At 71.7% G+C, this 25051-nt stretch carries 17 protein-coding genes; 4 read left to right on the top strand and 13 right to left on the bottom strand.

The annotated features are described in order from the left end of the window. Positions 1–2 precede the first annotated feature (2 nt). From FLW16_RS08935 to tkt, 7 genes are all read right to left on the bottom strand, one after another. The gene (locus FLW16_RS08935; RefSeq protein WP_142559489.1) at positions 3–5171 is read right to left on the bottom strand and encodes a pentapeptide repeat-containing protein; all 5169 of its coding nucleotides are present in this window, start codon (positions 5169–5171) and stop codon (positions 3–5) included. A gap of 236 nt (positions 5172–5407) precedes the next feature. Further along, a complete protein-coding gene (pgl, locus tag FLW16_RS08930; RefSeq protein ID WP_142559488.1) occupies positions 5408–6187 on the bottom strand; it encodes a 6-phosphogluconolactonase in 780 nt (259 codons plus the stop codon). Beyond that, on the bottom strand, positions 6184–7107 hold the full coding sequence (locus FLW16_RS08925) for a glucose-6-phosphate dehydrogenase assembly protein OpcA (RefSeq protein WP_142559487.1): 924 nt from the start codon (positions 7105–7107) through the stop codon (positions 6184–6186). The genes pgl and FLW16_RS08925 overlap by 4 nt, the downstream gene beginning before the upstream one ends. Positions 7108–7144: 37 nt before the next feature. Continuing rightward, positions 7145–8665, bottom strand: coding sequence for a glucose-6-phosphate dehydrogenase (gene zwf / locus FLW16_RS08920; RefSeq protein WP_142559566.1), 1521 nt, complete (start codon positions 8663–8665; stop codon positions 7145–7147). 205 nt (positions 8666–8870) lie between these two features. After that, positions 8871–10496 carry a glucose-6-phosphate isomerase gene (locus tag FLW16_RS08915; protein ID WP_142559486.1) on the bottom strand — a complete coding sequence of 542 codons (1626 nt, stop codon included), beginning with the start codon at positions 10494–10496 and terminating at the stop codon, positions 8871–8873. A 7-nt stretch (positions 10497–10503) separates the two neighbouring features. After that, the gene (gene tal, locus FLW16_RS08910; RefSeq protein WP_142559485.1) at positions 10504–11607 is read right to left on the bottom strand and encodes a transaldolase; all 1104 of its coding nucleotides are present in this window, start codon (positions 11605–11607) and stop codon (positions 10504–10506) included. A 10-nt stretch (positions 11608–11617) separates the two neighbouring features. Continuing rightward, positions 11618–13759: a transketolase gene (gene tkt, locus FLW16_RS08905; protein ID WP_185949326.1), complete on the bottom strand. Its 2142-nt coding sequence runs from the start codon at positions 13757–13759 to the stop codon at positions 11618–11620. A 213-nt stretch (positions 13760–13972) separates the two neighbouring features. On the opposite strand from tkt, the gene FLW16_RS08900 reads away from it, so the two are divergent. After that, a complete protein-coding gene (locus FLW16_RS08900; protein ID WP_142559484.1) occupies positions 13973–14926 on the top strand; it encodes a heme o synthase in 954 nt (317 codons plus the stop codon). Between the two features lie 149 nt (positions 14927–15075). Here FLW16_RS08900 and FLW16_RS08895 read toward each other — a convergent pair whose 3' ends face one another. From FLW16_RS08895 to FLW16_RS08885, 3 genes are all read right to left on the bottom strand, one after another. After that, entirely contained in the window at positions 15076–16077 is a 1002-nt protein-coding gene (locus FLW16_RS08895) for an NAD(P)-dependent alcohol dehydrogenase (protein WP_142559483.1), read from the bottom strand. A 2-nt stretch (positions 16078–16079) separates the two neighbouring features. Beyond that, positions 16080–16478: a nuclear transport factor 2 family protein gene (locus FLW16_RS08890; protein WP_142559482.1), complete on the bottom strand. Its 399-nt coding sequence runs from the start codon at positions 16476–16478 to the stop codon at positions 16080–16082. 181 nt (positions 16479–16659) lie between these two features. Beyond that, positions 16660–18204, bottom strand: a complete 1545-nt coding sequence (locus FLW16_RS08885; RefSeq protein ID WP_142559481.1) for a N,N-dimethylformamidase beta subunit family domain-containing protein — start codon at positions 18202–18204, stop codon at positions 16660–16662. Between the two features lie 140 nt (positions 18205–18344). Between FLW16_RS08885 and FLW16_RS45905 the strand changes: the two genes are divergently transcribed. Next, positions 18345–19799 (top strand): PrsW family intramembrane metalloprotease, encoded by a 1455-nt coding sequence (locus tag FLW16_RS45905; protein ID WP_142559480.1) that lies wholly within the window; start codon positions 18345–18347, stop codon positions 19797–19799. A gap of 201 nt (positions 19800–20000) precedes the next feature. Further along, the gene (locus FLW16_RS08875; RefSeq protein ID WP_142559479.1) at positions 20001–21107 is read left to right on the top strand and encodes a lytic polysaccharide monooxygenase; all 1107 of its coding nucleotides are present in this window, start codon (positions 20001–20003) and stop codon (positions 21105–21107) included. 350 nt (positions 21108–21457) lie between these two features. Here FLW16_RS08875 and FLW16_RS08870 read toward each other — a convergent pair whose 3' ends face one another. Continuing rightward, on the bottom strand, positions 21458–22198 hold the full coding sequence (locus tag FLW16_RS08870) for a vancomycin high temperature exclusion protein (protein ID WP_260615055.1): 741 nt from the start codon (positions 22196–22198) through the stop codon (positions 21458–21460). A 6-nt stretch (positions 22199–22204) separates the two neighbouring features. Beyond that, positions 22205–23212, bottom strand: a complete 1008-nt coding sequence (locus tag FLW16_RS08865; protein WP_142559478.1) for a heme A synthase — start codon at positions 23210–23212, stop codon at positions 22205–22207. Between the two features lie 163 nt (positions 23213–23375). Here FLW16_RS08865 and FLW16_RS08860 point away from each other — a divergent pair, with 163 nt between their 5' ends. Next, on the top strand, positions 23376–24083 hold the full coding sequence (locus FLW16_RS08860; RefSeq protein ID WP_142559477.1) for a GntR family transcriptional regulator: 708 nt from the start codon (positions 23376–23378) through the stop codon (positions 24081–24083). 10 nt (positions 24084–24093) lie between these two features. On the opposite strand, the gene FLW16_RS08855 is transcribed toward FLW16_RS08860, so the two are convergent. Next, positions 24094–25005, bottom strand: coding sequence for a DMT family transporter (locus tag FLW16_RS08855; protein ID WP_142559476.1), 912 nt, complete (start codon positions 25003–25005; stop codon positions 24094–24096). Between the last annotated feature and the right edge of the window lie 46 nt (positions 25006–25051).

The raw sequence follows: 25051 nt of genomic DNA, 5'->3' as shown, positions 1-25051 counted from the left end.
GGTCACCTTTTCCGGTGCGGCGTGATCAGTTCGGCCAGCGGAGTGTCGTCGTCCACCCGCCTCAGCTCGGGGACGAACTCGTCGAGCTCCCCGGGGGCGAAGGCGCACAGGTTGACCGCCCACCAGAAGGTGGAGCCGGGCGTGCCGTGGTACTTGTAGGTCAGCCCGTCCGGGCTGAAGGCCGCCCACCCGTCCTGGAGCGGCACTACCGTCGCCACTGCCGCGCCTGACGCAGCGCTCCAGAATCGGAGCGTGCCGTCGCCGCTCACACTGAGGAGGACGGAGCCGTCGGGGCTGTAGGCCACGGCGGCGACCCTGCGAAGGTGGCCGTTCAGGGTCGACACGAGCATGCCCGTGGCGGTGTCCCAGATGCGGACGGTGCGGTCGTCGCTCGCGGTCACGATGTTGGTGCCGTCGGGGCTGTAGGCCAGCGCGTTGATCCAGCCGGTGTGGCCTTCGAGGGTGGCGAGGTGTTCGCCGGTGGCGGCGTCCCAGACGCGGACGGTGCGGTCGTCGCTCGCGGTCACGATGTTGGTGCCGTCGGGGCTGTAGGCCAGCGCGTTGATCCAGTCGGTGTGGCCTTGGAGGGTGGCGAGGTGTTCGCCGGTGGCCGGATCCCAGACGCGTAGGGTGCAGTCGTCGCCGGCGGTGGCCAGGCGGGTACCGTCTGGGCTGAAGGCGAGGGCGCGGATCCAGTCGGTGTGGCCTTCGAGGGTGATGAGGTGTTCGCCGGTGGCCGGGTCCCAGACGCGAGCGATGCGGTCGCCTCCGCCCGCCGCCAGACGGGTGCCGTCCGGGCTGAAGGCCAGTGTCTGGATCGAGATGTCGTTGCCGTGCAGCGTGCGTTCGAGCGTCCCGGCTCCGATGCCCCAGATCCGGAGGACGAGATCATCCCCGCCGGTGGCCAGACGGGTGCCATCCGGGCTGAAGGCTGTTGCCCGCGACGCCTCTGTGTGGCCGCCGAGGGTGTTCAGGAGTTTTCCGGTGGCGGCGTCCCAGACGCGCAGGGCCTTGTCACCCCCCGTCACGACCGTGGTGCCGTCAGGGCTGTATGCCGTGGTCAGCTGTGGCTCAAGGCCATAGCTGAAGGCGTGAACCCGGGTTCCTGAGGCGGTGTCCCAGACGCTCAGGACGCCCCCGCCCTTGATGGCGAGGCGGGTTCCGTCAGGACTGTACGAGACCGCTTCCAGCACGCGGATCTCGTCTAGCGGGAGCGTACGGATGAGCGTGGCGGTGCCGATGTCCCATAGTTGGAGTGTCCGGCCGTCGCCCGCCGCGAGGCAGGTCCCGTCAGGGCTGCAGTCCAGGACCGTGACGGCATCCAGGCCGGTCCCCAGAGCGCTCAGGAGAGCCCCGGTGGTCATGTCCCAGATCCTTACCACCCCATCGCTCGCGACCGTGGCGAAGCGGTCGCAGCCAGGGCTGTAGCTCGCCGACATCAGTTCGGGCTCCTCATGACGAAGTGTGCGGACGAGCGCGCCCGTGGTGGCGTCCCAGAGGAGGACGGCGTAGTCGCTGCCGGCGGTCGCGAGGCGGGCGCCGTCCGGACTGTAGCCCAGCACGTGCAACGGCTCCTCTGTGCTGCTGCGCAGGACCCGCACGACCTCACCCGTGGTTACGTCCAAGATCCCGATGGTTCCGTCGTCTCCACCCGCAGCGAGCAGGCCCCCGTCGGGGCTGTAGGCAAGGCCGTTGGTCCAGTTGGTGTGGTCTCCGAGGGTGCGGATAAGGGCGGTGGTGCCCGCCTGCCGGATGCGCACTCCGCCGTCGTCTCCGGCGCTGGCGAGGTGGACGCCGTCCCGGCTATACGCCAGAGCCTGCACTATGCCCACGTGTCCGTCGAAGGTCCTGACGAGGTCTCCGTTTGAGGCGTCCCACAGACAGATCGCCCCTTCGGGGGTGCCCGTCGCCAGCATCTCGCTGGACGGACTCCAGGCGAGGCTGGTGATGGTTCCGGCGTTGCGGGGAATCTGCAGTGCGGGCGTGCGCGTCTGGGGAAGGGCCGCCCCCGCGTCCGCCCATCGGGTGAGGTCCTTGGGGGAGCCGGCGCTGGTGAGGAAGAGGACCGTTCGTCTCCCTCGGGCGCCGCTGAGGTCGGTATCGGTGAGATCAGCGGAGACGAGGCGTGCGAACGAGAGATCGGCCCCGGTGAGATCCGCCCGCACCAGTCGCAGCCCCTTGGCCAGCACGTGCTGGAGTCGAGCGTCACGCAGCGCCGCCTCGGACAGGTCCGCGTGGTTCAGGCGAGCGCCACGCAGGTCCGCACCGCGCAGGTCTGCACCGCGCAGATCCGCGCGGGACAGGTCTAATCCGCGGAGGTCGACGCCGTTCAGGAGGACCGGCGCGCGCCCACCGTCGCTGATCGACGCGCGGAGCCGCTTCAGCAGGGTCAGCGCGTTCACCTTGGCGGCGCCGGGCGCCGTGGCCTCCGCGAGCACGGCGCGGGCCCAGGTCTCGGTGTGAGCCCGGCCGGCCAGGGTGGACAGGAAATCGGCCATGAGATCGGAGATCGGCCGCATGGACAGTCCCTTAGGGCTGCCGCCGTCGCGGAGGGCGCGGGCCACGTGGTCGGCGACCAGCCACTCCATCACCGAGCGATGGACGAACGCGAACCGCTCGCCCTCCGCGCGGACGAGGAGTGTGCCTGAGCCGATCATGTGCGAGGCCTGCTCCGGGGTGATCTGCAGGTCCGCGAGGCGTCCGAGAGCGGTTGCGGCCTCACCCAGCTCCATCAGGCCGAGGGTGTCCTCGCCGGACTCCCACAACTGGTTGGCGAGCGTGCGAACGGCGTCCCAGCGGTCTGCGACCGGCAACGCCCGCATAGCCCCGCGTGGCTGGGCCCGCTCGAACTCGAACTCAAGCCACCGCTGGAGCAGCTCCCGGTAGAGCCGGGCGGCGCTGATCTCTCCCTCGTGGTCGCGGATCTCGCGCAGCCGCGCCTCGTCCAGGCGCGCGATGAAGCTCAGCATGCGCGGGTTGCGGGACAGGCCAAGCAGATCCCGGACATGTCCAAGGAGGTCGAGGCGGGCGCGGGCCTGTTCCCGGTCTCCGCGCATCTGTCGGGTGAGGAACTCCAGGATCTGCCCGTCGTCGAAGGGCAGGAGCTTGACCAGACGGTGTCCTGGCACCCAGGCGAGCTGGGCCGACAGGGCGGTCTCCACCTGCTGGTCCGACAGGAAATGCTGGGTGCGGCTGGTCAGCACAACCTTTGCGCGTCCCCGGGCCGCCTGCACCAGCGACTTAAGATGCTCGGTCGCCTGGTCGTAGGTGATGCGCAGGGCCAGCTCGTCGAACCCGTCGAACAGCAGCAGCACGCGGCCCTCCTCGACGAGGTAGCGCAGCCGCTGGAGATCGATCATCTCCTCGCCGCCGGCGGTCAGATGCGCCGCCAGCAGCTCGTCCAGGCTGTGGGCCTTCTCCAGCTCCCGTAACTGGATCAGGATCGGGATGACCGGTGGCCGGCCGTCCTCCCGCACGAGCCGGGTGAGCTCGCGTAACAGGAACGTCTTGCCATACCCGAAGTCACCCAGGACGACGACGAACCGGCCGTCGTGGTCGGCGACCCACTCGCGCAGACGCGCCAGCAGGTCGACCTCCGGCTCGGCCGGAGCGGTCGCGGAGCGGCCGCGCACGACCACGAACCGCTGGGGCACGAACAGCTCGGGCGGGTACACGCCGCTGCCGGCGAGCCTTTCGGCCTGGCGGGCGGCGTACGGGCGCAGGTCGTAGATGCCTTGGTACTCCACCAGGCCCTGAAGTCGCAGCCCCTGCAACTCCGCCCAGCGGCGCAGCTCGTCCGGCACCGGCTCGCCGTCGTAGACGAGAAACGACGTCAGGTAGGGGTCGCCCGCCCGGTAGAGGGCGTCGACCTCATCGAGGAACGCCTGAACCTCCTCTCTGCCGGGACGGCCCGCGCACACGCCGACCGGGAACATGGCCACATGGCGTCCGTCGGACCTGGCGACCCGCAGGTAGCTCTCCCTGCGCCCGTTCCTGACCTCCTCCACCACCGCGTCGCGATGGAGCAGCTCGCACACCCGCCGCACGCGCGAGAGCAGGTCGTCACGCCGGATGCCCGTGGCCGCGAACATGGGCAGGTCGGGGTCGAGGTCGAGGTCGTGCTTGCCCGGCCCGTCATGCTCGGGGTCGGGGAACACAGCGTGCGCCTGCCGGTGCGCCCGTCCGATCGTGAGCACGGACTGGTCGGGGTCGCGCCCGACGCCGGTGTCGGCCTCCCAACGCAGCCGGTCGGGGTTGTAGCGGCGGCCGTGGACCTTCAGCCCGGTGCGGGTGATCTCGACGAGCTGGTACTGGTTCGGGACGTCCTCAGGCCGGGCGCCCTGCCGTACGCCGACGCTGCCCGCGCAGAGCACGGGGAGGCCGTCGGGGCCGAGGCTTTCGATGCGGCCGTGATGGGTGTGGCCGTGCAGCAGCACGTGCAGACGCGGCGCGAGGATCTCGCGGAAGGCGGTGCGGTCCTTCAGGAACGCGTCGTCCTGCTCATCGCTGATCACGGGGTTGTGGTGCATGACCCCGATCCTCAGCCAGCCCTCGCGCTCGTAGGCCGAAAGCCGCTCGGCAAACGCCCGCAACTGGGCCTCGCCGCAATAGCCGTAGTGGTCCTCGTCCCGGTGGCTTTCTGCGATGGTGGAATTGAGTCCGGCGACCACGGTTTTCAGGTCGGGCATCTCGAACAGCGTCCAGGGCTCGTCGCGTGCGAAGGCGACTCCGGGGACGCCGTCGTAGAACCGTGTAATCAATCCGGCGTAAGGCTCCCACTTCGGCCAGTACGGTGGGACCGGCTCCGCGTCGTCGGCCTGGCGGTTGAGGAAATACGCCTCACACTTCTTCCGGCTTACGTCGTGGTTTCCGGGCACCATCGCCACCCGGGACCGGCTCAGCTCCAGCCCGCCGGCGAGTTCGGCCAAGAAATCATGCACCTGCGCGAACTCGGCCGGGCGCGCCCATTCCGCCAGATCGCCCGAGGCGACGACGATGTCGGGGGAGACCCCGCTCTCCTCACGGAGCCGGGCCAGATCGGCGAGTAGTCGCGTGGCGAGCGAGGCGTGCGTTCTGTCCCGCTCCGTGATGCCGTCGGTGCCGAACCGGTGGTAGGCACCGAACTGCGTGTCCGACACGTGGAGCACTGTGATCGCGTCCCGCTCCGCCACCGCGCCTCCCGCCCGTCGCGTTCCTCGTGGCTTCGCATTTCGCCGTGGCCGCTGATGCGAATCACTACCGGGCGGAAATAGTAACCCGGGCTTCCCTGACCTTCGGCGAACTCCATCAATTTGGACTTAAAGCGTATTCCGCGCAAAACGGGAGAATTGTGGACATGGAACGGCCGGGCGGGGGCGTGTGCCCCGGCCCGGCCGTTCCGTCGTGATCTCCCGGCTGTGATCTCCCGTCAGGGGGAGGCGATCCGTCCCAGGGATGGTGGGATCTTGTGCGCGGCGGCGCGGTCGAGCAGGAACAGCGTGCGCTGCCGCCCGCGCGCACCGGCGGCCGGAATCTGGAACGGTCCGGCGTCGGACAGCGCCATCCTGACCGCCTGCGCCTTCTCCTCGCCCGCCGCGACGACCCAGACCTCCCTGGCGGCCCGCAGCGCGGGGAACGTCAGCGACAGCCTGGTCGGCGGCGGCTTGGGGGAGCCGTGCACGGCCACGACCGGCCGCTCCTCCTCGTAGACGGCCGGCTGGCCGGGGAACAGCGAGGCCACGTGGCCGTCGGGGCCCATGCCGAGCAGCAGCACGTCGAACGAGGGCACCGGCCCGTGGTCCTCCGGCCTGGCCGCCTTGGCGAGCTCCACCGCGTACGCGTCGGCGGCCTCCTCGGCGGTCATCCCCGAGTCGGGGCCGGGCATCGGGTGCACCCGCGCCGGGTCCACGTCGACGTGGTCGAGCAGGGCCTGGCGTGCCCCGGTCTCGTTGCGCTCGGGATGGCCGGTCGGCAGGAACCGCTCGTCGCCCCACCAGATGTCGAGCGCCCGCCAGTCGATGGCGTCGTGCGCCGCCGTCCCCGCCAGGGCGGCCAGCGTCGCGATGCCCACGGTGCCGCCGGTCAGCACCAGGTGCGCGGAACCGCGGGCCGCCTGCGTGTCCACCAGCCCCGTGATGAGGCGGGCGGCCACGGCCTGGGCCAGCAGCTCTGCGTCCCGGTGGACGATGACGGTGGGAACGCCGGTCACACCCGTCCCCGCCCATTCATCTCCGCCAGGCGGCGGATCGAGGCGGCGTAGATGTCGTCGGGGTCGAGCCTGCGCAGCTCCTCGGCCAGCAGCTCCGAGGTCGGCCTGCGGGCCAGGGCGACCCGCCGGTCGGGGTTGCCGGGCCGCGACAGCGTGGCGAGCCTGGCGTCGGTCCTGCTCACCGTCAGCTCGCCACCGCCCTCGATGGACAGCCGCACGCCGGTCAAGCCGGGGCCGCCGGAGGGCGCGACCTCGATCGGCGCCTCCAGCCGGTCGCACAGCCAGGCGGCGAGCAGCGGCGCGCTGGGATTGCCCGCCGCGGCCTCCACCACGCCCCCGATGATCTTCCCCATGGGCTGGTCGAAGGCGGCGGCCAGCAGGCTGCGCCACGGCGTGAGCCGGGTCCAGGCCAGGTCGGTGTCGCCGGGGACGTAGCTGCCGGCCCGCGAGGAGATGGCGGCGACCGCGTCGGCGGCCGATCTGGCGTCCATGATCCGGCGGCTGCCCAGGTGGCCGATCGGGTGCTTGGCGGGGATCTCCGGGCACTCGCCCGGCCACCACACCACCACCGGCGTGTCGGTGAGCAGCAACGGCGTGATCACCGAGTCGGCGTGCTCGGTCAGCTCGCCGTACAGGCGCAGCAGCACGACCTCGCCCGGCGCCGACTCGCCCACGCGGATCTCCGCGTCCAGCCGGTTGGGCTCGGCCGGGTCGCGGATGATCACCATCAGGATGCGCGAGGGGTGCTCGCGCGCCGCGTCGGTGGCCGCGCGCAGGGCGTCGTACTGCCCCGCCTCGTCCACCACCACGACGAGGGTGAGCACCATGCCGACGGCGGGCGCGCCCATCTGGTGCCGCAGGCGGGTGAGCGTCGAAGAGATCTTCGACGCGGTCGTCTCGGTCAGGTTGAAGGTCGTCACACCGCTCTCCGCTCGCTCCGCCCCAGATGCGCCGCGCTCACAGCCGCCTCCAGGCGCGTCCGTCCCTGGCCAGCATCGCGTCGGCCGAGGCGGGACCCCAGGAACCCGACGGGTACCCCTCGGGCCTGCCCTGGGAGGCCCAGAACTCCTCGATCGGGTCGAGGATCATCCACGACAGCTCCACCTCCCGCTGGTGCGGGAACAGCGGCGGGTCGCCGATGAGCACGTCGAGCAGCAGCCGCTCGTACGCCTCGGGGGAGGACTCCATGAACGACTCGCCGTAGGCGAAGTCCATGTTGACGTCCCTGACCTCCATGGCCGTGCCCGGCACCTTGGAGCCGAAGCGCACCGTGATGCCCTCGTCCGGCTGGACGCGGATGACCAGCGCGTTGTGCCCGAGGATCTCGGTGTCGTCCTTGCTGAACGGCAGGTGAGGCGCCCGCTGGAAGACGACGGCCACCTCGGTCATGCGGCGGCTGAGCCGCTTGCCCGTACGCAGGTAGAACGGCACCCCTGCCCACCGGCGGTTGGCCACCTCCAGCTTCACCGCGGCGTACGTCTCCGTGGTGGAGTCGGGGGAGATGCCCTGCTCCTCCAGGTAGCCGACGACGGGCTCGCCGCCCTGCCAGCCTCGGACGTACTGACCGCGGGCGGTGCCCGTGGCCAGGTCGGCGGGCAGCTTGACGGCCCGCAGCACCTTCTCCTTCTCCCGGCGCAGCGCGTCGGCGTCGAAGGAGGTGGGGTCCTCCATCGCGACAAGCGCGAGGAGCTGGAGCAGGTGGTTCTGGATCACGTCACGGGCCGCGCCGATGCCGTCGTAGTAGCCGGCCCGGCCGCCGATGCCGATGTCCTCGGCCATCGTGATCTGGACGTGGTCGACGTAGCCCCGGTTCCAGATCGGCTCGTACAGCGTGTTGGCGAAGCGGAGGGCCAGGATGTTCTGGACGGTCTCCTTGCCGAGGTAGTGGTCGATCCGGAAGACCGAGCTCTCCGGGAACACCGCGCTGGTGATCGCGTTGAGCTCCTGGGCGCTCTTCAGGTCGTGCCCGAACGGCTTCTCGATGACGACCCTGCGCCAGGAGCCCTCGGGCGCCTTGGCCAGGTTCGTCCGCTTGAGCTGCTCGATCACGAGCGGGAAGAACTTCGGCGGCACCGACAGGTAGAACGCGTAGTTGCCGCCGGTGCCCCGGGTCTCGTCGATCTCCTTGAGCATCATGGCGAGCACGTCGAAGGCGCCGTCGTCGCCGAATTCGCCCGGGCAGAAGTGGATGCCCTCGCTGAGCTGCTTCCAGACCTCCTCGCGGAACGGCGTCCGCGCGTGCTCCTTGACCGCCTCGTACGTGACCTGGGCGAAGTCCTCGTGCGCCCAGTCGCGGCGGGCGAAGCCGACCAGGGAGAAGCCCGGGGGCAGCAGCCCCCGGTTCCCCAGGTCGTAGATCGCCGGCAGCAGCTTGCGCTTGGCGAGGTCGCCGGTGACGCCGAACAGCACGAGCACGCACGGCCCGGCGACCCTGGGCAGGCGCCGGTCGCGCGGGTCGCGCAGCGGGTTGGCGGCCATGGTCAGCTCGGTGGTCGCCGTCGTGGCGGCCTGAGCGGCGGCCAGGACCGTCCGCTCCGCGCTCGTCAGCTCGTCCCCCGCCTCCTGCGCGACGCTGCGCGGCTCCGGCGCCCGCAGGGCGTCGTCGGCGGGGGCCTGCGGCTCCTGTTGCTCCGTCATGTGTCCTCCCTGCGGACGGCCCCTTCGCCAGTAACGCATCGCATGGTCAGAGCTCCTCCGCCACGGAGAGCAGATGCCTGACCCCGGCGACGCGGTCGGTGAGGTGCAGGCGCACAGCCGGCCTGCCGCGGGAGGTCAGGGCTCCCAGATCGCCCAGCGCCTGCGCGAGCTGCAGCCTGCCCAGCGTGTAGGGCTTGCCCGGGACCTCGATGTCGTCGGTCACCGCCCCGGTGATCTGCAGGAACACACCCGTCGCCGGCCCGCCCTTGTGGTACTGGCCGGTGGAGTGCAGGAAGCGCGGGCCCCAGCCGAACGTGACCGCGTGGTCGGTGCGGTAGTCGAGCAGCGCCCGCAGGGTGGCGACGTCGGCGCTCGCCCAGGTCTCGGTCATCTCCTCGAAGGACGCCTCGCCGACGACCGCCGCGTCGAACGCGGCCTCGCGGTCGAGGTACGCCATGATCGCCAGGTAGCCGCGCTCGGGGATCGCGCGCAGCAGCCAGGTGAGGACGTCGGCCAGGTTCTTGAGGTCGCCGGGCAGGTCGCCGTACACCTCGACCGGGCCGTCGGTGAGCACCGGGGTGCCGGTCGGCAGCGGGCCGTCCCCGGCCTCCTGCAGGATCCGGGTGGTGTTCTCCTTCGACTCGGCGACGTTGGGCTGGTCGAACGGGTTGATCCCGAGCACCCGGCCCGCGACGGCCGTGGCGTACTCCCAGACGAGGAACTGCGCACCGAGCGGGCCGTCGACGGTCGTGCCGCTGTCGGGCCCGATGGTGACGAGGAACTGGTCGTCCGCCTCCGCGGCCTCGGCGCCGACGACGGGCAGGATGCCCTTGCCCTCCTTGCCGGTCGACTCGGCGATGAGCTGCTCGATCCAGTCGGGCAGGCCGGTGATGTCGGACATGCCGTCGCGCAGGATCAGCTTGTCGCGGCCGTGCAGCGCCTGCGCGCCGAGCAGCGCGCCGAGGTCCAGGCCCGGGTTGCCCTCGTCCTGCGCGAGCAGCGGCGCCACCGCGGCGGCGTCGTCGAGCAGCCCGGTCACGTCCGCGCCCGCCAGGGCGCTCGGGACCAGCCCGAACGCGGTGAGCGCGCTGTAGCGGCCGCCCACGTTCGGGTCGGCCAGGACGACCGGGTAGCCGGCCTCGATGGCCGTCTGCTCCAGCGGGGAGCCGGGGTCGGTGACGACCACGATCCGCTCGGCCGGGTCGATGCCGGCGTCCCGGAACGCCTTCTCGTAGATGCGCCGGTGGCTGTCGGTCTCGATCGTGCCGCCGCTCTTGCTCGACACCACCACGATGGTGCGGTCGAGCCGGTCGGCGAGCGCGCGCCGCACCTGGTGCGGGTCGGTGGTGTCGAGGACGGTCAGCGGCACGTCCTCGGTGGCGCAGATCACCTCGGGGGCGAGAGAGGAGCCGCCCATGCCGGCGAGCACGACGTGGTCCAGGCCCTCGGCGCGGGCCCGCTCCACCAGCTTGGCGATCTCCGGCAGCAGCTCCCGGCTCGTCCGGGGGAGGCTCAGCCAGCCCAGCCGGATCGCGGCCTCGGACTGCGCCTGCGGGCCCCACAGCGTGGAGTCGCCCGCGGCGAGGGCCGCGGGCACTCCCTCGGCGACGAGCTTGTCCTTCACCGCGTTGACGGCGTCCACCTCGTCGCCGAGGGTCACCTCGATTGTCATAGGTAGCTCAGGCCTTCCGCAGTTCGCCGTCGACGGTTTCGAGAAGCTCGCTCCAGGACGTCTCGAACTTCTCGACGCCCTCCTCCTCCAGCGCGCGGACGACGTCGTCGTAGTCGATGCCCGTCTGCTTCAGCGAGGCCATGACGTCCCACGCCTGCTGGTAGAAGGGGCGGATCGTGTCGCCCGAGATCCGTCCGTGGTCGGCCACCGCGTCCAGCGTCTTCTCCGGCATGGTGTTGACCACGCCGGCCGTGACCAGCTGCTCCACGTACAGGGTGTCGGGGTAGTCCGGGTTCTTCACGCCGGTGGAGGCCCACAGCGGGCGCTGCGGGTGCGCGCCGGCCGCGCGCAGCGCCTGCCACCGCGGCGAGTTCATGACCTCCTCGTACGCGGCGAACGCCAGGCGGGCGTTGGCCACGGCGGCCTTGCCCTTCAGCTCGGCGGCCTCCGGCGTGCCGATCTTGTCGAGGCGCTTGTCGATCTCGCTGTCGACGCGGCTGACGAAGAACGACGCGACCGACTCGATAGTGGCCAGGTTGAGGCCGTTGGCCTTCGCCTTCTCCAGGCCGCTCAGCCAGGCGTCCATCACCTGGCGGTACCGCTCGAGCGAGAAGATCAGCGTGACGTTGACGCTGATGCCCTCGGAGATGGCCTGCGTGATCGCCGGCAGGCCCTCGACGGTCGCCGGGATCTTGATGTGCACGTTGGGCCGGTCGACCAGCCACCACAGCGCGCGGGCCTCGGCGATCGTCGCCTCGGTCCTGCGGGCCAGGCGCGGGTCCACCTCGATCGACACGCGCCCGTCGACGCCGCGGGTGGCGTCGAAGACCGGCCGCAGCACGTCGGCCGCCCAGCGGATGTCGAACGTGGTGATCGCGCGTACGGCCTCCTCGACCGTGACGCCGCGGGTGGCGAGGTCGCGCAGCTGCGCGTCGTAGGCGTCGCCCTTGCTCAGCGCGGAGGCGAAGATCGTGGGATTGGAGGTGACCCCCGTCACGTTCTTGTCGCGGATCAGGGCGGCGAGGTTGCCGGAGCGCAGCCGCTCCCGGCTGATGTCGTCGAGCCAGATGGAGACTCCGGCGTCCGTCAGCCGCTTCAGATTCTCATTCATCCTTCGTCCCTCAGTTTCCGGTCGTCTCGCCCTTGTCGGCGCCCGTCTTGGCCAGGCTGGCCTTGGCGGCGGCGACGACGCGGTCGGCGGTGAGGCCGAACTGCTCGTAGATCGTCTTGTACGGCGCGGAGGCGCCGAAGTGCTCGAGACCCAGGACCTCGCCCGCATCTCCCACGAACTCGCGCCAGCCGAGCGTGATTCCCGCCTCGACCGCGACCCGGGCCTTGACGGCGGGGGGCAGCACGGTCTGCTTGTAGGCGGCGTCCTGCTCCCGGAACCACTCCACGCACGGCATCGAGACCACGCGGGTCGGAATGCCCTGCGACTCCAGGATCGTGCGAGCCTCGACGGCGAGCTGGACCTCGCTGCCGGTGCCGATGATCACGACCTCGGGCTGGCCGTTGGACGCGTCCTGCAGGACGTAGCCGCCCCGCGCGACGGCGTCGGGGTCGCCCGCGCCGTCCAGGGTGGGGACGTTCTGCCGGGTCAGGGCGAGGCCCGCCGGGCGGTCGTTGTGCTCGAGGACGGCCTTCCACGCGGCCGCCGTCTCGTTGGCGTCGGCCGGGCGGACGACGTCGAGGCCGGGGATCGCGCGCAGCGCCCACAGGTGCTCGATCGGCTGGTGGGTCGGGCCGTCCTCGCCGAGGCCGATCGAGTCGTGCGTCCAGACGTAGGTCACCGGCAGCTTCATCAGCGCGGCGAGCCGCACCGATGGCCGCATGTAGTCGCTGAACACCAGGAACGTGCCGCCGTAGGGGCGGGTGCCGTTGTGCAGCGCGATGCCGTTCAGGATGGCGCCCATGCCGTGCTCCCGGATGCCGAAGTGCAGCGTCCGGCCGTACCGGTTCCCCGGGAACTCCTTGGTCTGGTACTCGTCCGGGATGAAGGACGGCTCGCCCTTCATCGTGGTGTTGTTGGACTCCGCGAGGTCGGCCGAGCCGCCCCACAGCTCCGGCAGCACCGGCGCGAGCGCGCTCAGCACCTCGCCGGACGCCTTCCGGGTGGCGACCTGCGAGCCGATCTCGAACGACGGCAGCGCCTTGTCCCAGCCCTCCGGCAGCTTGCGCTTGGAGATCCGGTCGAACAGCTCCGCCCGCTCGGGGTTGGCCTCGCGCCAGCTCTGGTAGCTCTTGTCCCACTCGGCGCGCAGCGCCCGGCCGCGCTCGACGACCTCACGCGCGTGGTCGAGCACCTCGGCGGGCACCGCGAAGCTCTTTTCGGGGTCCATGCCGAGGACGCGCTTGGTCGCGGCGACCTCGTCGGCGCCCAGGGCCGAGCCGTGGATCTTGCCGGTGTTCTGCTTGTTCGGCGCCGGCCAGCCGATGATCGTGCGGAGCTTGATGAACGTCGGCCGCTCGGTCTCGGCGCGGGCCGCCTCAAGCGCGTCGTACAGCGCCTGGACGTCCTCCTTGTACTCGCCGGTCGCGGTCCAGTCGACCTCCAGGACGTGCCAGCCGTACGCCTCGTAGCGCTTGGTGATGTCCTCGGACAGGGCGATCTGGGTGTCGTCCTCGATGGAGATGTGGTTGGAGTCGAAGACCACGGCCAGGTTGCCGAGCTTCTGGTGACCCGCGAGGGCGCTGACCTCGTGGCTGATGCCCTCCTCGAGGTCGCCCTCGGAGGCGAAGCACCAGATCATGTGGTCGAACGGCGAGGCGCCGGGCGCGGCGTCCGGGTCGAACAGGCCGCGCTCGCGGCGGGCCGCCATGGCCATGCCGACCGCGTTGCCGACGCCCTGGCCGAGCGGGCCGGTCGTGGTCTCCACGCCGGCCGTGTGGCCGTACTCGGGGTGGCCCGGGGTGAGGCTGCCCCACTGCCGGAGCGCCTTGAGGTCGTCCAGGGTCAGGCCGTAGCCGGACAGGTAGAGCTGAATGTAAAGCGTCAGGCTCGAATGCCCGCAGGAAAGGACAAACCTGTCACGTCCCACCCACTTGGGATCCGAGGGGTCATGACGCAGGACCCGCTGGAAGAGAAGGTAGGCGGCGGGCGCGAGGCTCATCGCGGTGCCGGGGTGACCCGATCCCGCCTTCTCCACGGCGTCCATCGCCAGGGCCCGCACGACGTCGACCGCCTGCCGGTCAAGGTCACTCCACTCAAGGCTTGCGCTGCTCAACTGCTCGATCCCCTCTTGTTTTCGCGCCGGTTCTGGCATTTCCCGCCCACAGGGGACCCTAACGGGTTCCTCGTAATACCGTTTGGTAGCCACCTCGGTAACGGCGCCTGCGGCTTCGGCCCCGGTTCGGGGACCACCTGCGGTGGCGACTACAGTGATTTCGCAAGTGCCGGCTGCTGCCCGGAGACAGGCTGCCCGGAGATCCGCCCTAATCAGAGGTTACGCGTTGACCCCGCACGTGTTGGAAGCGCCTTGACGGTCCTGACGAACAAGCAGACGGTGGCCCCCCTCGGGTCCGCCGCGACGGCCACGGCTCCCCGCTCCATCGGGGCGCTCGTGAAGGCCTACGTGGCGCTCACCAAGCCTCGGATCATCGAGCTGCTGCTGATCACGACCCTGCCGGTCATGTTCCTCGCGGCGCATGGCCTGCCCGACCTGTGGACCGCGACGGCCACCATGGTGTTCGGCACCCTGTCGGCGGGCAGCGCGAACGTCCTGAACTGCTACATCGACCGGGACATCGACCGGACGATGCGGCGCACCCGCAGGCGGCCGCTCGCCAAGCACGACGTGTCGCCGATGGGCGCGCTGATTTTCGGTGTGATTCTCGGCACTCTTTCCACGCTCGGGCTCGCTCTCACGGTCAACGTGCTGGCAGCGGCGCTGGCGCTGGGCGCGATCCTGTTCTACGTCTTCGTGTACTCCCTGGTGCTCAAGCGGCGCACGTCGCAGAACATCGTGTGGGGCGGCATCGCCGGCTGCATGCCGGTGCTGATCGGCTGGGCGGGCATCACCGGCGGGCTGTCGTGGGCCCCGGTCGTGCTGTTCGGTGTCGTGTTCTTCTGGACGCCGCCGCACACCTGGACGCTCGCCATGCGCTACCGCGAGGACTACGCGGCGGCCGACGTGCCGATGCTCCCGGTGGTCACCACCGAGCGCCGGGTCGTCCAGCAGGTCGTCGCCTACACCTGGGCCACCGTGCTGTGCTCGCTGCTGCTGTGGCCGATCGCCGGCACCTCCCTGCTCTACCCGGCCGCCGCGCTCGTGCTCGGCGCGGTCTGCCTGGTCGAGGTCTACCGCCTGCTCGGCCGGGTGAACGCCGGCAAGACCGGCGTCGACCTGCGCCCGATGCGGTTCTTCCACTGGTCGAACATCTACCTGGCGCTGCTGTTCCTCGCCGTCGCGCTCGACTCCCTGTTCGTCTGACCCCTTCCCGCCCGGCCCGCCGCTTCGGCCGCAAACGCGTCGCCGCACGTGCCGTGGCCTCCCCGGGGAAGCAGGCGAGGTCCCGTCCGAGAGGAGTCGGACGGGGCCTCGTCTTCGTACGTGTTCGGTGTGGCGCCGGGCTTGGCCGGTCAGATGGTGATGACGACCTTGCCGAACGCCTTGCCCGAGGCGTAATAGCGGTAGGCGTCGTGAGCCTGGTCGAAGGGGAACACGCGGTCGACGACCGGATGGAGGTCGTTGACCTCGATGGCCCGGTTCATGGCGCGGAACTGGGCTCGGCTGCCGACCGCGACGGCGCGCACGGTGGCGCCGGAGGCGAAGAGTGTGCGGGCGTCGAGCGTAGGCGCGGTGTCGGAGACGAAGCCCACGCAGGCGACGTGCCCTGCCACCGCCACCGCCTTGAGGGACAGGTCCAGCAGGCCGGCGACGTCGATGACGCGGTCGGCGCCCCGCCCGCCGGTGAGTTCGCGGACCCTCGCGGGCCAGTCGGGGACGGCCCGGTAGTCGATGACCTCGTCCGCCCCGAGGTCGAGCAGGCGGGCTGCCTTCTCGGGGCCGCTGGTGGTGGCGATCACCCGTGCGCCGAGCGTCTTGGCGAACTGCAGGGCGAACAGCGACACCCCGCCCGATCCCTGCGTCACCACGGTCTGGCCCGGACGCAGGCCGTCCGCGCCGGTCACGGCGTTCCAGGCGGTGACGGCGGCGCACGGGAGCGTCGCCGCCTCCTGGTAGGACAGATGGCCGGGGACCGGCACCAAGGCGTCCTGGTCGACCACGGCGCGTTCGGTGAGCATGCCGTCCAGCGAGCCGCCGCGCTGCGGCAGGTGCTCGATGCCGAACGGGCCGTCCTGCCAGCTCGGGAAGAGGGTGGCGGTGACCCGTTCGCCGATCCGCCGGGAGTCGACCCCGGGCCCGACCGACACGATTTCGCCGGCCCCGTCGGACAGCGAGACCACGTCCGGCTTCACCGGCAGTACGTAGTCGCCGCGGGCGATCATCAGTTCCCGGAAGCTCAGAGACGCCGCGCGTACGGCGACGACGACCTGACCGGCGCCGGGGACCGGGTCGGGGTGGTCTCTGATCGTCAGACCCGCGAGCCCGGCGCCGCTGTCGAGGTGGTAGCTGCGCATCCTCAGGCCCGGGCCTCGGAGTCGGTGGCGAGCGGGACGGGGGCGCCGGTCTTGCTGTAGCCGAGAGCCGCGATGATTCTCCCGTCCCGGACCCGCATGAGGTTCACTCCGCGCACGGAGTCCTCGGGGCCCTCGCCGAAGCGGTAGCGCCACAGGATCGTCGCGCGGTCGCCGTCGACCCAGACGTCCTCGGGCCCGAACTGGGTGGTGCGATCGTCGGCGAGCGCCCGCCAGAACGTCAGGCACGCCTGGCGTCCCTCGACGCGTTCCCCGTCCGGAGCCGGCTGGATCGCCTCCATCACGCAGTCGTCGGCGATCAGGTCGTCGAGGATCTCGGGGTCGTGGTGGACGAACGCGTGGTTGAAGCGGTCGATGACCTCGGCCGTGGTTCGTTGCGGCACTTCGGCTCCCTGGGATGAATAGAACGCTTGGTCTACGAAGTTATATCGACCAGTCGATCTACTCGTCAACGGGGCCGGGCTCACGGTCAGGCCGGGTTCTTCCGCACGGGCGGCAGGCAGACCAGGACCACAGGGTCGCCACGGCGGAGCCCCGCGGCCGCCCCCGGCGACGCCGTGCGCGTCAGGCGCGGTAGGTGCGGCGGACGTTGTCGTCGGGCGTGGGAAGGCGCTCGGCGGCGGGTCCTTCGGCGAAGCCCTTCAGCAGGTTGGTCGTCGCGGTGGTGACGAAGGCCCGCGTACGCGCGTCGATCCCGTGGGCCCGGGGCAGGTCGCGGGTGCGCGCCATGAGCGTCTCGGCCCACCGCATGGTGCCCGAGGCGAACACCCCGGCCCCGCTCGGGACCGTGTAGTAGGCAGCGTCGGCGAAGCTGGGCCGCCCCACGCAGGTCACCGGCGAGTGGGCGAGGATCTGCAGCGGCCTCGGCGTCGGCACGTCCGTGTTCACCCGGTCGTACTCCACGCCCACGAGGTGCGGGAACGCGTCGCCGCCGCGCACACCGGTGCCCGCGAAGATCCAGTGACGGGGCTCGTGCACCACGAACGGCGCGTCCACGGGATATCCGTCGTAGTAGACCCCGATGAGCGACGACTCGGGATCGGCCTTCGGCGCCGCCCGGAAGTCGGTCGTCGCCAGCGACGGGCGCGTGCGGACCAGCGGGTCGCGGTCTACCGCGGTCTTGTAGCAGACCACCAGCTTGCCGTCCTCCTCCATCCGGACGCGGCGGTAGCAGGTGTTGGCGCCCAGGAAGGCCAGGTTGGCGCCGGCGTCGCGGGCCTCGGTCACCGTGCGGCGCACCCCGGGCGTCCAGTACTCGTCGTGCCCGAGGAAGATCACCGCGGAGGCGCCGGTGAGCACGTCGTCGCCGGCCTCCAGGTCGCCGCCCGTCGTGTACGCGAGGGGCAGGCCGAGCCGTTCGGCCAGCGCCACCACCGGCCGCTCGTGGATGAGGAACTTCTCCATCCCGGTGCTGTCGTAGGGCCGGTCGAAGCTGACCGCGAGCGAGCGGCTCTCGTAGCGGCCGTCCTCGCCGTAGTAGAGGCTGTAGCCGCCCCACCGGTTGTACGCCTGCCAGGTGGGGGTGGCGTGGACCAGGACCGTGCGGCCGGCCCCGGAGGCCGAGCGCACGACCAGCGGCACGTACCGCTGGTGGCCGCGCTCGGTGTCCAGGCGCAGCAGGTAGGCCCCCTCCGGCCAGCCTTCGGTGGACACGGTCAGGGAGCGCCGCCACCCGGCCCGTACGGTGCGCGTGTCGCCGGCGAGCCGTCCGCGGCCCTGGTCGCGTCCCCTCATCCACCCCGAACGCCACACCCGGCGGGCGAGCGTCCCGCCGTACCAGCCCATCCGGTAGGCCGTGACCCGGTAACGGCCCTCGGTGGTGGAGACGTGCAGCCCGAACGACTCCCCGGGCAGCACGCTCGCGCGGTCGCCGTAGCCCTCGATCGCCTCGTCGGGACCCCGCCTGCGCACCCGCCAGTCCGGGTCGCCGGGCAGCGACCGTTCCGCCGCCGGCCTCCTGGCCGGCGACGTGGAAGAGGGCGAAGGGGAGGCGGGAGAGGAGCCATCCCGGGACCCGGGCGCACATGCGGCGACCGAGCCGACGGCGGCGGCGCACGCGACACGGAGGAAACCGCGTCGTCCGAGCCCGTCACGAGGTGCGACATCCATGATCGCCCATTGTGCCCGCAACGGGGACGTGCTCGGGACGACCGGCCCGCCTGCGAGATACTTGTCTCGGCAGGGAATGCATGGGGATCTTTTGAGGCCGGAGGAGGACCGCGGCGGGCGTGGTCGGTTACAGTCGCACAGTGGCAGGCCTCGACCCCCGCGCCGTTCTCAGGGAGCGTCCGTCCATCGGCCTCATCGTGGGTCTGGTCGTCGCCGGAATCTGCGCCCTGGTGTCGTTCTCCTTCGACATCATCAACGGCGAGCCGGTCCAGTTCTTCATCGCGCTCGGGCTCGCCGTGGCTCCCGTGCCGCTGCTGCTCGCGGGCGTGCTCGCTCTCGACCGGATGGAGCCGGAACCGCGCAGCAACCTGATCTTCGCGTTCGCCTGGGGCGCCGGCATCGCCGTCCTGCTCGCCGGCGTGCTCAACTCGCTCAACCTCGTCTACGTGGCCCATCAGCTCGGGGACACGACCAGCGCGCGCAACCTCGTCGCCACGTTCGGCGCCCCGCCCGTGGAGGAGACGGCCAAGGGGCTTGTCCTGCTCGGGCTGCTGTGGTTCCGCCGGCAGGAGCTGGACGGGCCCACCGACGGGATCATCTACGCCAGCATGGTCGGGCTCGGCTTCGCCATGTCGGAGAACGTCAGCTACTACCTGGCCGCCCTGGAGGAGAACGGCGCACAGGGGCTGGCCGCCACGCTCGTGCTGCGGGCCGTGCTGTCGCCGTTCGCCCATCCGCTGTTCACCTCCCTGATCGGCATCGCCGTCGCGTACGCCGCCCAGCGCGGCGGTGCGGTGGGGGTCGTCGTCATCGTCATCGGGTGGATCGGGGCCATGCTGCTGCACGGCCTCTGGAACGGCTTCGCCTCCTTCGGCGGCCTCGGCGGGCTCGCCATCGCCTACCTGCTGCTGATGATCCTGCTCATCGTCGAGCTCATCGTGATCTTCCGGGACAGACGGCGGATCGTCGGCCTGATCCAGCACTACCTGCCGCCGTACGAGCGCAACGGGTTGATCAACCAGGCCGACATCTTCATGCTGTCGTCCCTGCGCCGCCGGCGGCAGGCCAGGGCGTGGGCCAAGGCCCACGGCGGCAGGGCCGGGGCACGGGCGATGATCGACTACCAGGTCGCCTCCACCGAACTCGGGCTGCTGCACGCCCGCGCGGCCCGGGGCGGGGTGGACGAGGAGACCTTCCGCGCTCAGCAGCGGTCGCTCGCGGACCTCATGGCCTACGCCCGGCTGTCGTTCCCGCTGCCGGAACGCCACCAGGCGAACGCCGCGCGGGGGGTGCCTCCGCCGGGGTACGCGCCGGGCGCCCCGCCCCCGGGCCGGTGGCCCGGCGCCGGCCCCGCGGCGCCCCCCTGGTACGCGCAGCAGCCGGGCGGACCGGGAAACCGGCAGCAACCGGGCGGACCGGGCTACGGTCCGCCGCCGGGCAGGCCGGAGTACGGTCCGCCGGGAGGGCCGCTTCCCGGGTACGGGCGCCCCTTGAGCGGTCCCGGACAGCCGCCGGGTCCGCCACAGGGTCCGCCACAGGGCCCGCCACAGGCCGGTCCCGAACCCGGTCCCGGGCCCGGCGATCCGCGGCGCTGATCCCGCCCGCCGCGAGACCGCGGTACCGCTTGGCCCGGGCGGCCGGTGCGTGTTTCAATCACTGTGCGCGGTGGCCACTTGATGGGTGGGCTCCAGGAGGGCGTGCGGCGATGCCGCATGCGTTCTTCTCGTACGACAGCCCGAGACGGCGCGACCTTCCCCCGAAGGCGTGCCCGCCCACCATGAGGAGAACCCCCCACCATGGGAACCCCCAGCACGAGAAGCACAGTGCAGTCCCCGCGTGCGAGATCGCTGTCCCTGAGATCCGGGCGCAAACTCGCCGTCCTCGCCGCGGTGGCGGCCGTGCTCGCCGGCCTCGTCGCGGTCCTGACGCAGACCGCGGCCGAGGCGCACGGCGCCCTGCAGGCCCCCGCGAGCCGCACGTACGCGTGTTACACCGACGGCCTCACCGGCGGCCAGATCATCCCGAACAACCCCGCCTGCAAGGACGCCGTGGCGGCCGGCGGCACCCAGCCTCTCTACGACTGGTACGGCGTGCTCCGCTCCGACGGAGGCGGCCGCACCCGGGGCTTCATCCCCGACGGCCAGCTGTGCAGCGGCGGTTTCAGCAAGTACGCCGCCTATGACGCGCCCAGGACCGACTGGCCGACCACCACGCTGAAGGCCAACAGCACGTACGACTTCGTCTACGGCGCGTGGGTGCCGCACCCCGGCGGCTTCAAGCTCTACGTCACCAAGGACGGCTACAACCCGACCAAGCCGCTGACGTGGGCCGACATGGAGGAGCAGCCGTTCCTCACGGCCGACCCCGAGCCCGCGGTGAGCAACGGCGCCTACCGCTTCTCCGGCAGGCTGCCCAACAAGAGCGGCCGGCACATCATCTACGCGGTCTGGTACCGGTCCGACAGCCAGGAGACCTTCTACGGCTGCTCGGACGTGAACTTCATCAATGACAACGCCACGCCCAGCCCCTCGCCGAGCCCGTCGCCGAGCGCCTCGCCCACCAGGAGCCCGTCGCCGAGCCCCTCGGCCTCCCCGACGTCCGGGAACCCGGCCTGCACGGCCACGGTGAAGCTGACCAACACCTGGCAGGGCGGCTTCCAGGGCGAGGTCACGATCAAGAACACCGGCACGGGCCCGCTCAACGGCTGGTACGTCCAGTGGCAGATGTCGAACGGCGCGACGATCACCCAGGCATGGAACGGGACGTCCATGCAGAGCGGGCCGTTCGCGATGATCCACGCCCCGGAGTGGAACTCCTCGCTGGCCCCGGGGGCCTCGGCCACGGCAGGGTTCCTCGGCAGCGGGTCGGCCACGCCGTCGATCAGCGACATCAGCTGCGGCTGAGCGGAGCCTGATCGCGCCGGGCACGGCCCGGCGCCGGAGTCCGCGGGAGACGCCCGGGGAGGCCGTCACGGCGGCCCCCCGGGCGTTGCGCGATGGGTGGACGGAGGAGGATCCGCCTCGTACCCGCGGTGCGATAGCCACTGTGGGTGTGGCCTCACCTCCCTCTGGGGATGGTGGGAGCGCTCCCACGTGGCCCGGACCCTAACGCGCCGCGCCGTCACCGGCCAGTGGACGGGCCTGCGCCCGTCCTGTCCGCCCAGCTCAGCGCGTGCCGCCCGATGAAAGTTTCGCCGTGCCGACCGCCGTGCCGACCGCCGTGCCGACCGCCGCGGCCCGGGGGAGGCGGGGATTCAGCCGGCCAGCGCGCGGTCGAGCGCGGTCTCGCGACGGCCGAGGAAGCGCGGCGAGGAGTGCAGGACCATGCTGTCCAGCAGGCCCTTGGCGGAGGCGGGGAACTCCCTGACGGCGTAGGCCACCGTCTCCATCGGCCAGTCGCGGCTGGAGTCGTCGCCGACGCCGAACGCGTCCAGCCCGGCCGCGCGGCACAGCGCGACGGCCCGGGGGAGGTGGAACACCTGGGTCACGACGACGAGGCGGGACGCGCCGAAGATCTCCTTGGCCCGTACGCAGGAGTCCCACGTGTCGAACCCCGCGTAGTCGAGCACGATCTTTCCGGCCGGGACGCCGTGCGCGATCAGGTAGTCACGCATGATCGAGGGCTCGTCGTAGTCCCTGCGGCTGTTGTCGCCGGACAGCAGCAGGGCCCGCACCCTGCCCGTGCGGTACAGCTCGGCGGCGATGTCGAGCCGGGCGCCCAGCATCGCACTGGGCTTCCCGTTCCAGACCCCCGCGCCCAGCACGAGCGCGGCCGGCATCGCGGGCACCTCGGCGGTCCAGCGCGTGCCCGGCTCGGCCGTCACCCGGTGGGCGGCACTGGTCAGCCAGGCCCAGGTCATCGGCGCCAGCGGCAGCACGCTCAGGGCGACCAGCCCCTGGAAACCCCGGCGCAGGGCCGTACGCGACCAGGTCCAGGGGCGGACGACCCGGGACAGGACGTCTCTGCCGGACGAGGAGGCCGGTGACCCGTCCACCTCGGGTCACACCCCCGCGTGGTGGAGCTCCGGCTGCTCGGGAGCGGGGGCGGGGACAGGGCCCCGGGTCCGCATCAGGAACACGACGCGCAGCGCGCAGACCCATACGAGCGTCGCTCCCAGCACGTGCAGGAGCACCAGGGCCGCGGGGACGGCGAGGAAGTACTGCACATACCCGACCACGCCCTGGGACAGCTCCACCCCGAGCAGCACGAGCGCGGCGCGCCGGGCGCGGCCGGGGGAGTCGGTGACGCGCAGGGCGAACAGCAGGGCGAACGTCAGCCCGACGACGACGTAGGCGATGTCGGTGTGCAGCCGCACCACGCTCTGGATGTCGAAGCCGAAGCGGGAGGCCGCGTCGTCGCCCGAGTGCGGCCCGGTGCCGGTCACCACCACCCCGGCCAGCAGCAGCGCGAAGGCGGCCGCGGCCAGCACGTACCCCAGTGTGCGGATCTCCTTGCGGACCAGGCCCTCCGCCGGGGCGTCGCCCTCGCCCGCCCGCGCGAACAGCACGACGGCGGCGGCGGTCATGCCGATGGACAGCAGGAAGTGGACGCTGACGGTCACCGGGTTGAGCATCGTGTGGACCACGAGCCCGCCCCACAGGGCCTGGACGACGACGCCGGCCGGCTGCACCAGCGCGAGCCGCAGCAGGACCGGGCGGCCGCGCTCGCCCCGCGACAGCTGCCACGCGGCGATCACACACGCGACCGCGACAGCGAGGACGAGGAACGACAGCAGCCGGTTGCCGAACTCGATCGCCATGTTGAGGGGCGCGTGCGTGTCGATCCTCGCCGGCACGAAGCTGTCCGGCGTGCAGCGCGGCCAGGTCGGGCAGCCGAGGCCGGAGCCGGTGACGCGGACGGCGGCGCCCGTGACGGTGATGCCGACGTTGACCACGATCGCCGCCAGGGCCCACCGCCGCATCGACTCGCCCGTCGGGAACATGAACGAGCGGTAGAAGGCGAGCAGCGCGCCGCGGATCCGGTCAGTCGTGGGATTCACGCAATTCATCGTAGGCGGCCCTGTGGGTGGTCCCTTCTCCGGGCCGCGCGCCGTCCTGCGAGCCCCGCGCCGCCCCCGCTCCCTCGGGCCCGCCCGGGCACGCGCTGATCGTTTTCCTGGCAGGGGCCGGTACGATCGGCCGTACGGGACCGAGGAGGGCGGTGGCCGGTCGATGGGCGGGGCGTGGGACGGACCGGCGGGCCGCGAGCGTGACGACCTCCGCGCGCCGGGCGCCGGAGCGCGGCAGAACCTGCGCGAGCAGGTGGCGCAGGCGCTGCGCGACGCGCTGGTGGCCGGTGAGATGCGGCCCGGCGTCGTCTATTCGGCCCCCGCGCTGGCGGCCAGGTTCGGAGTCTCGGCCACACCGGTGCGGGAGGCGATGCTCGACCTCGCCAAGGAGGGCCTGTTCGAGGCCCTGCGCAACAAGGGATTCCGGGTCGCGGAGGTGTCCGAGCGCGACCTCGACGAGATCATCGAGATCAGGCGGCTGCTCGAGGTGCCCACCGTGGCCCGGCTCGCCGGGCAGTCCCCGGCCGCGGAGGCCGAGGCGCTGCGCCCGATCGCCGAGGAGATCGTCTCGGCCGCCGGAAGGGGCGACCTGCTCGCCTACGTGGCCGCCGACCAGCGGTTCCACCTCGCGCTGCTGGCCCTGTCGGGCAACGCCCGCCTGGTCGAGACGGTCAGGGACCTGCGCGCCCGGGCCCGGCTCTACGGGCTGCGCGGGCTGCCCGACGCGCGGATGATGGCGGCTTCGGCGCGCGAGCACCTCGACCTTCTCGACGCCCTCGTACGCGGCGACGCCGCGGCGGCCGAGCGCCTGATGAACCACCATCTCCAGCACGTGCGCGCGATCTGGTCGGCGGATCCGTCCCCGGCCTGAGCGGTACGGCTCAGCCGTCGCCGGCGCGGGTGGCGCCGATGGAGGCGACGACCACGCAGCCGATCGCCGCCCACTCGCGGACCTGGAGCACCTCGTGCAGGACGAACAGGCCGACGAGCGCGGCGGCGGCGGGCTCCAGGCTCATCAGGATGCCGAAGACCCGCTTGGGCATCCGGCGCAGGGCCTCGAGTTCCAGCGAGTAGGGGATGACGGAGGAGAGCAGGCCGACCCCCGCGCCGATCAGCAGGATCTCGGGCCGCAGCAGGTCGCTCCCGCCCGCGGTGACGCCGATGGGCGCGACGACGATCGTGGACACGATCATGGCGAACGACAGCCCGCTCGCGCCGGGGAAGCGGGCGCCCGTGGCCGCGGAGAACACGATGTAGGCGGCCCAGCACGTCCCCGCCAGCGCCGCGAACCCGATGCCGACCCAGCTCGCGGTCCCCGCCCCTCCCCAGGGGGCGAGCAGGATCACGCCCGCGGCGGCCAGCGCCACCCACAGCAGGTCGAGCCGGCGGCGGGAGGACACCACGGCCAGCGTGAGCGGCCCGATGAACTCGATGGCCACCGCGATCCCGATCGGCAGCCGGGCGAGGGCCTCGTAGAACGACAGGTTCATCAGGCCGAGGCTGAGCCCGAACGCGACGCCGACGGCGAGGTCGCGCCGCGACAGCCCGCGCACCCTGGGCCGGACGACGGCCAGCAGCATGACGGCGCTGGTGGCGATACGCAGGAAGACCACGGCCGAAGGGGGCAGCTGCGTGAACAGGTTCTTGGCCAGTCCGGCGCCCACCTGGACCGACAGGATGCCCAGCAGCACCAGGCCCGACGGCGGTATCGCGTCCGAGGCGGCCCGCAGCGCCCTGCCCGGCGACGGCCTCATGCGATACGGCTCGGCCCCAGGAAGGGATTCAGCGGTCATGCCGGCGACCCCACAACATTGCCTAGATCACGAACAAACGCCCGCA

Source organism: Microbispora sp. KK1-11, from assembly GCF_006874435.1.
GTDB classification, from domain to species: domain Bacteria; phylum Actinomycetota; class Actinomycetes; order Streptosporangiales; family Streptosporangiaceae; genus Microbispora; species Microbispora catharanthi.
Note: the sequence above shows the minus strand (reverse complement) of the source record. Positions and strands in the feature narration are given on the sequence as shown.

Bases quoted from the DNA above. Each gene is read 5' to 3' on its own strand.
- zwf (WP_142559566.1), bottom strand. From the start codon at position 8,665: ATGGCCGCCAACCCGCTGCGCGACCCGCGCGACCGGCGCCTGCCCAGG.
- FLW16_RS08915 (WP_142559486.1), bottom strand. From the start codon at position 10,496: ATGACAATCGAGGTGACCCTCGGCGACGAGGTGGACGCCGTCAACGCG.
- tal (WP_142559485.1), bottom strand. From the start codon at position 11,607: ATGAATGAGAATCTGAAGCGGCTGACGGACGCCGGAGTCTCCATCTGG.
- tkt (WP_185949326.1), bottom strand. From the start codon at position 13,759: ATGCCAGAACCGGCGCGAAAACAAGAGGGGATCGAGCAGTTGAGCAGC.
- FLW16_RS08895 (WP_142559483.1), bottom strand. From the start codon at position 16,077: ATGCGCAGCTACCACCTCGACAGCGGCGCCGGGCTCGCGGGTCTGACG.
- FLW16_RS08885 (WP_142559481.1), bottom strand. From the start codon at position 18,204: ATGGATGTCGCACCTCGTGACGGGCTCGGACGACGCGGTTTCCTCCGT.
- FLW16_RS08875 (WP_142559479.1), top strand. From the start codon at position 20,001: ATGGGAACCCCCAGCACGAGAAGCACAGTGCAGTCCCCGCGTGCGAGA.
- FLW16_RS08865 (WP_142559478.1), bottom strand. From the start codon at position 23,212: ATGAATTGCGTGAATCCCACGACTGACCGGATCCGCGGCGCGCTGCTC.
- FLW16_RS08860 (WP_142559477.1), top strand. From the start codon at position 23,376: ATGGGCGGGGCGTGGGACGGACCGGCGGGCCGCGAGCGTGACGACCTC.
- FLW16_RS08855 (WP_142559476.1), bottom strand. From the start codon at position 25,005: ATGACCGCTGAATCCCTTCCTGGGGCCGAGCCGTATCGCATGAGGCCG.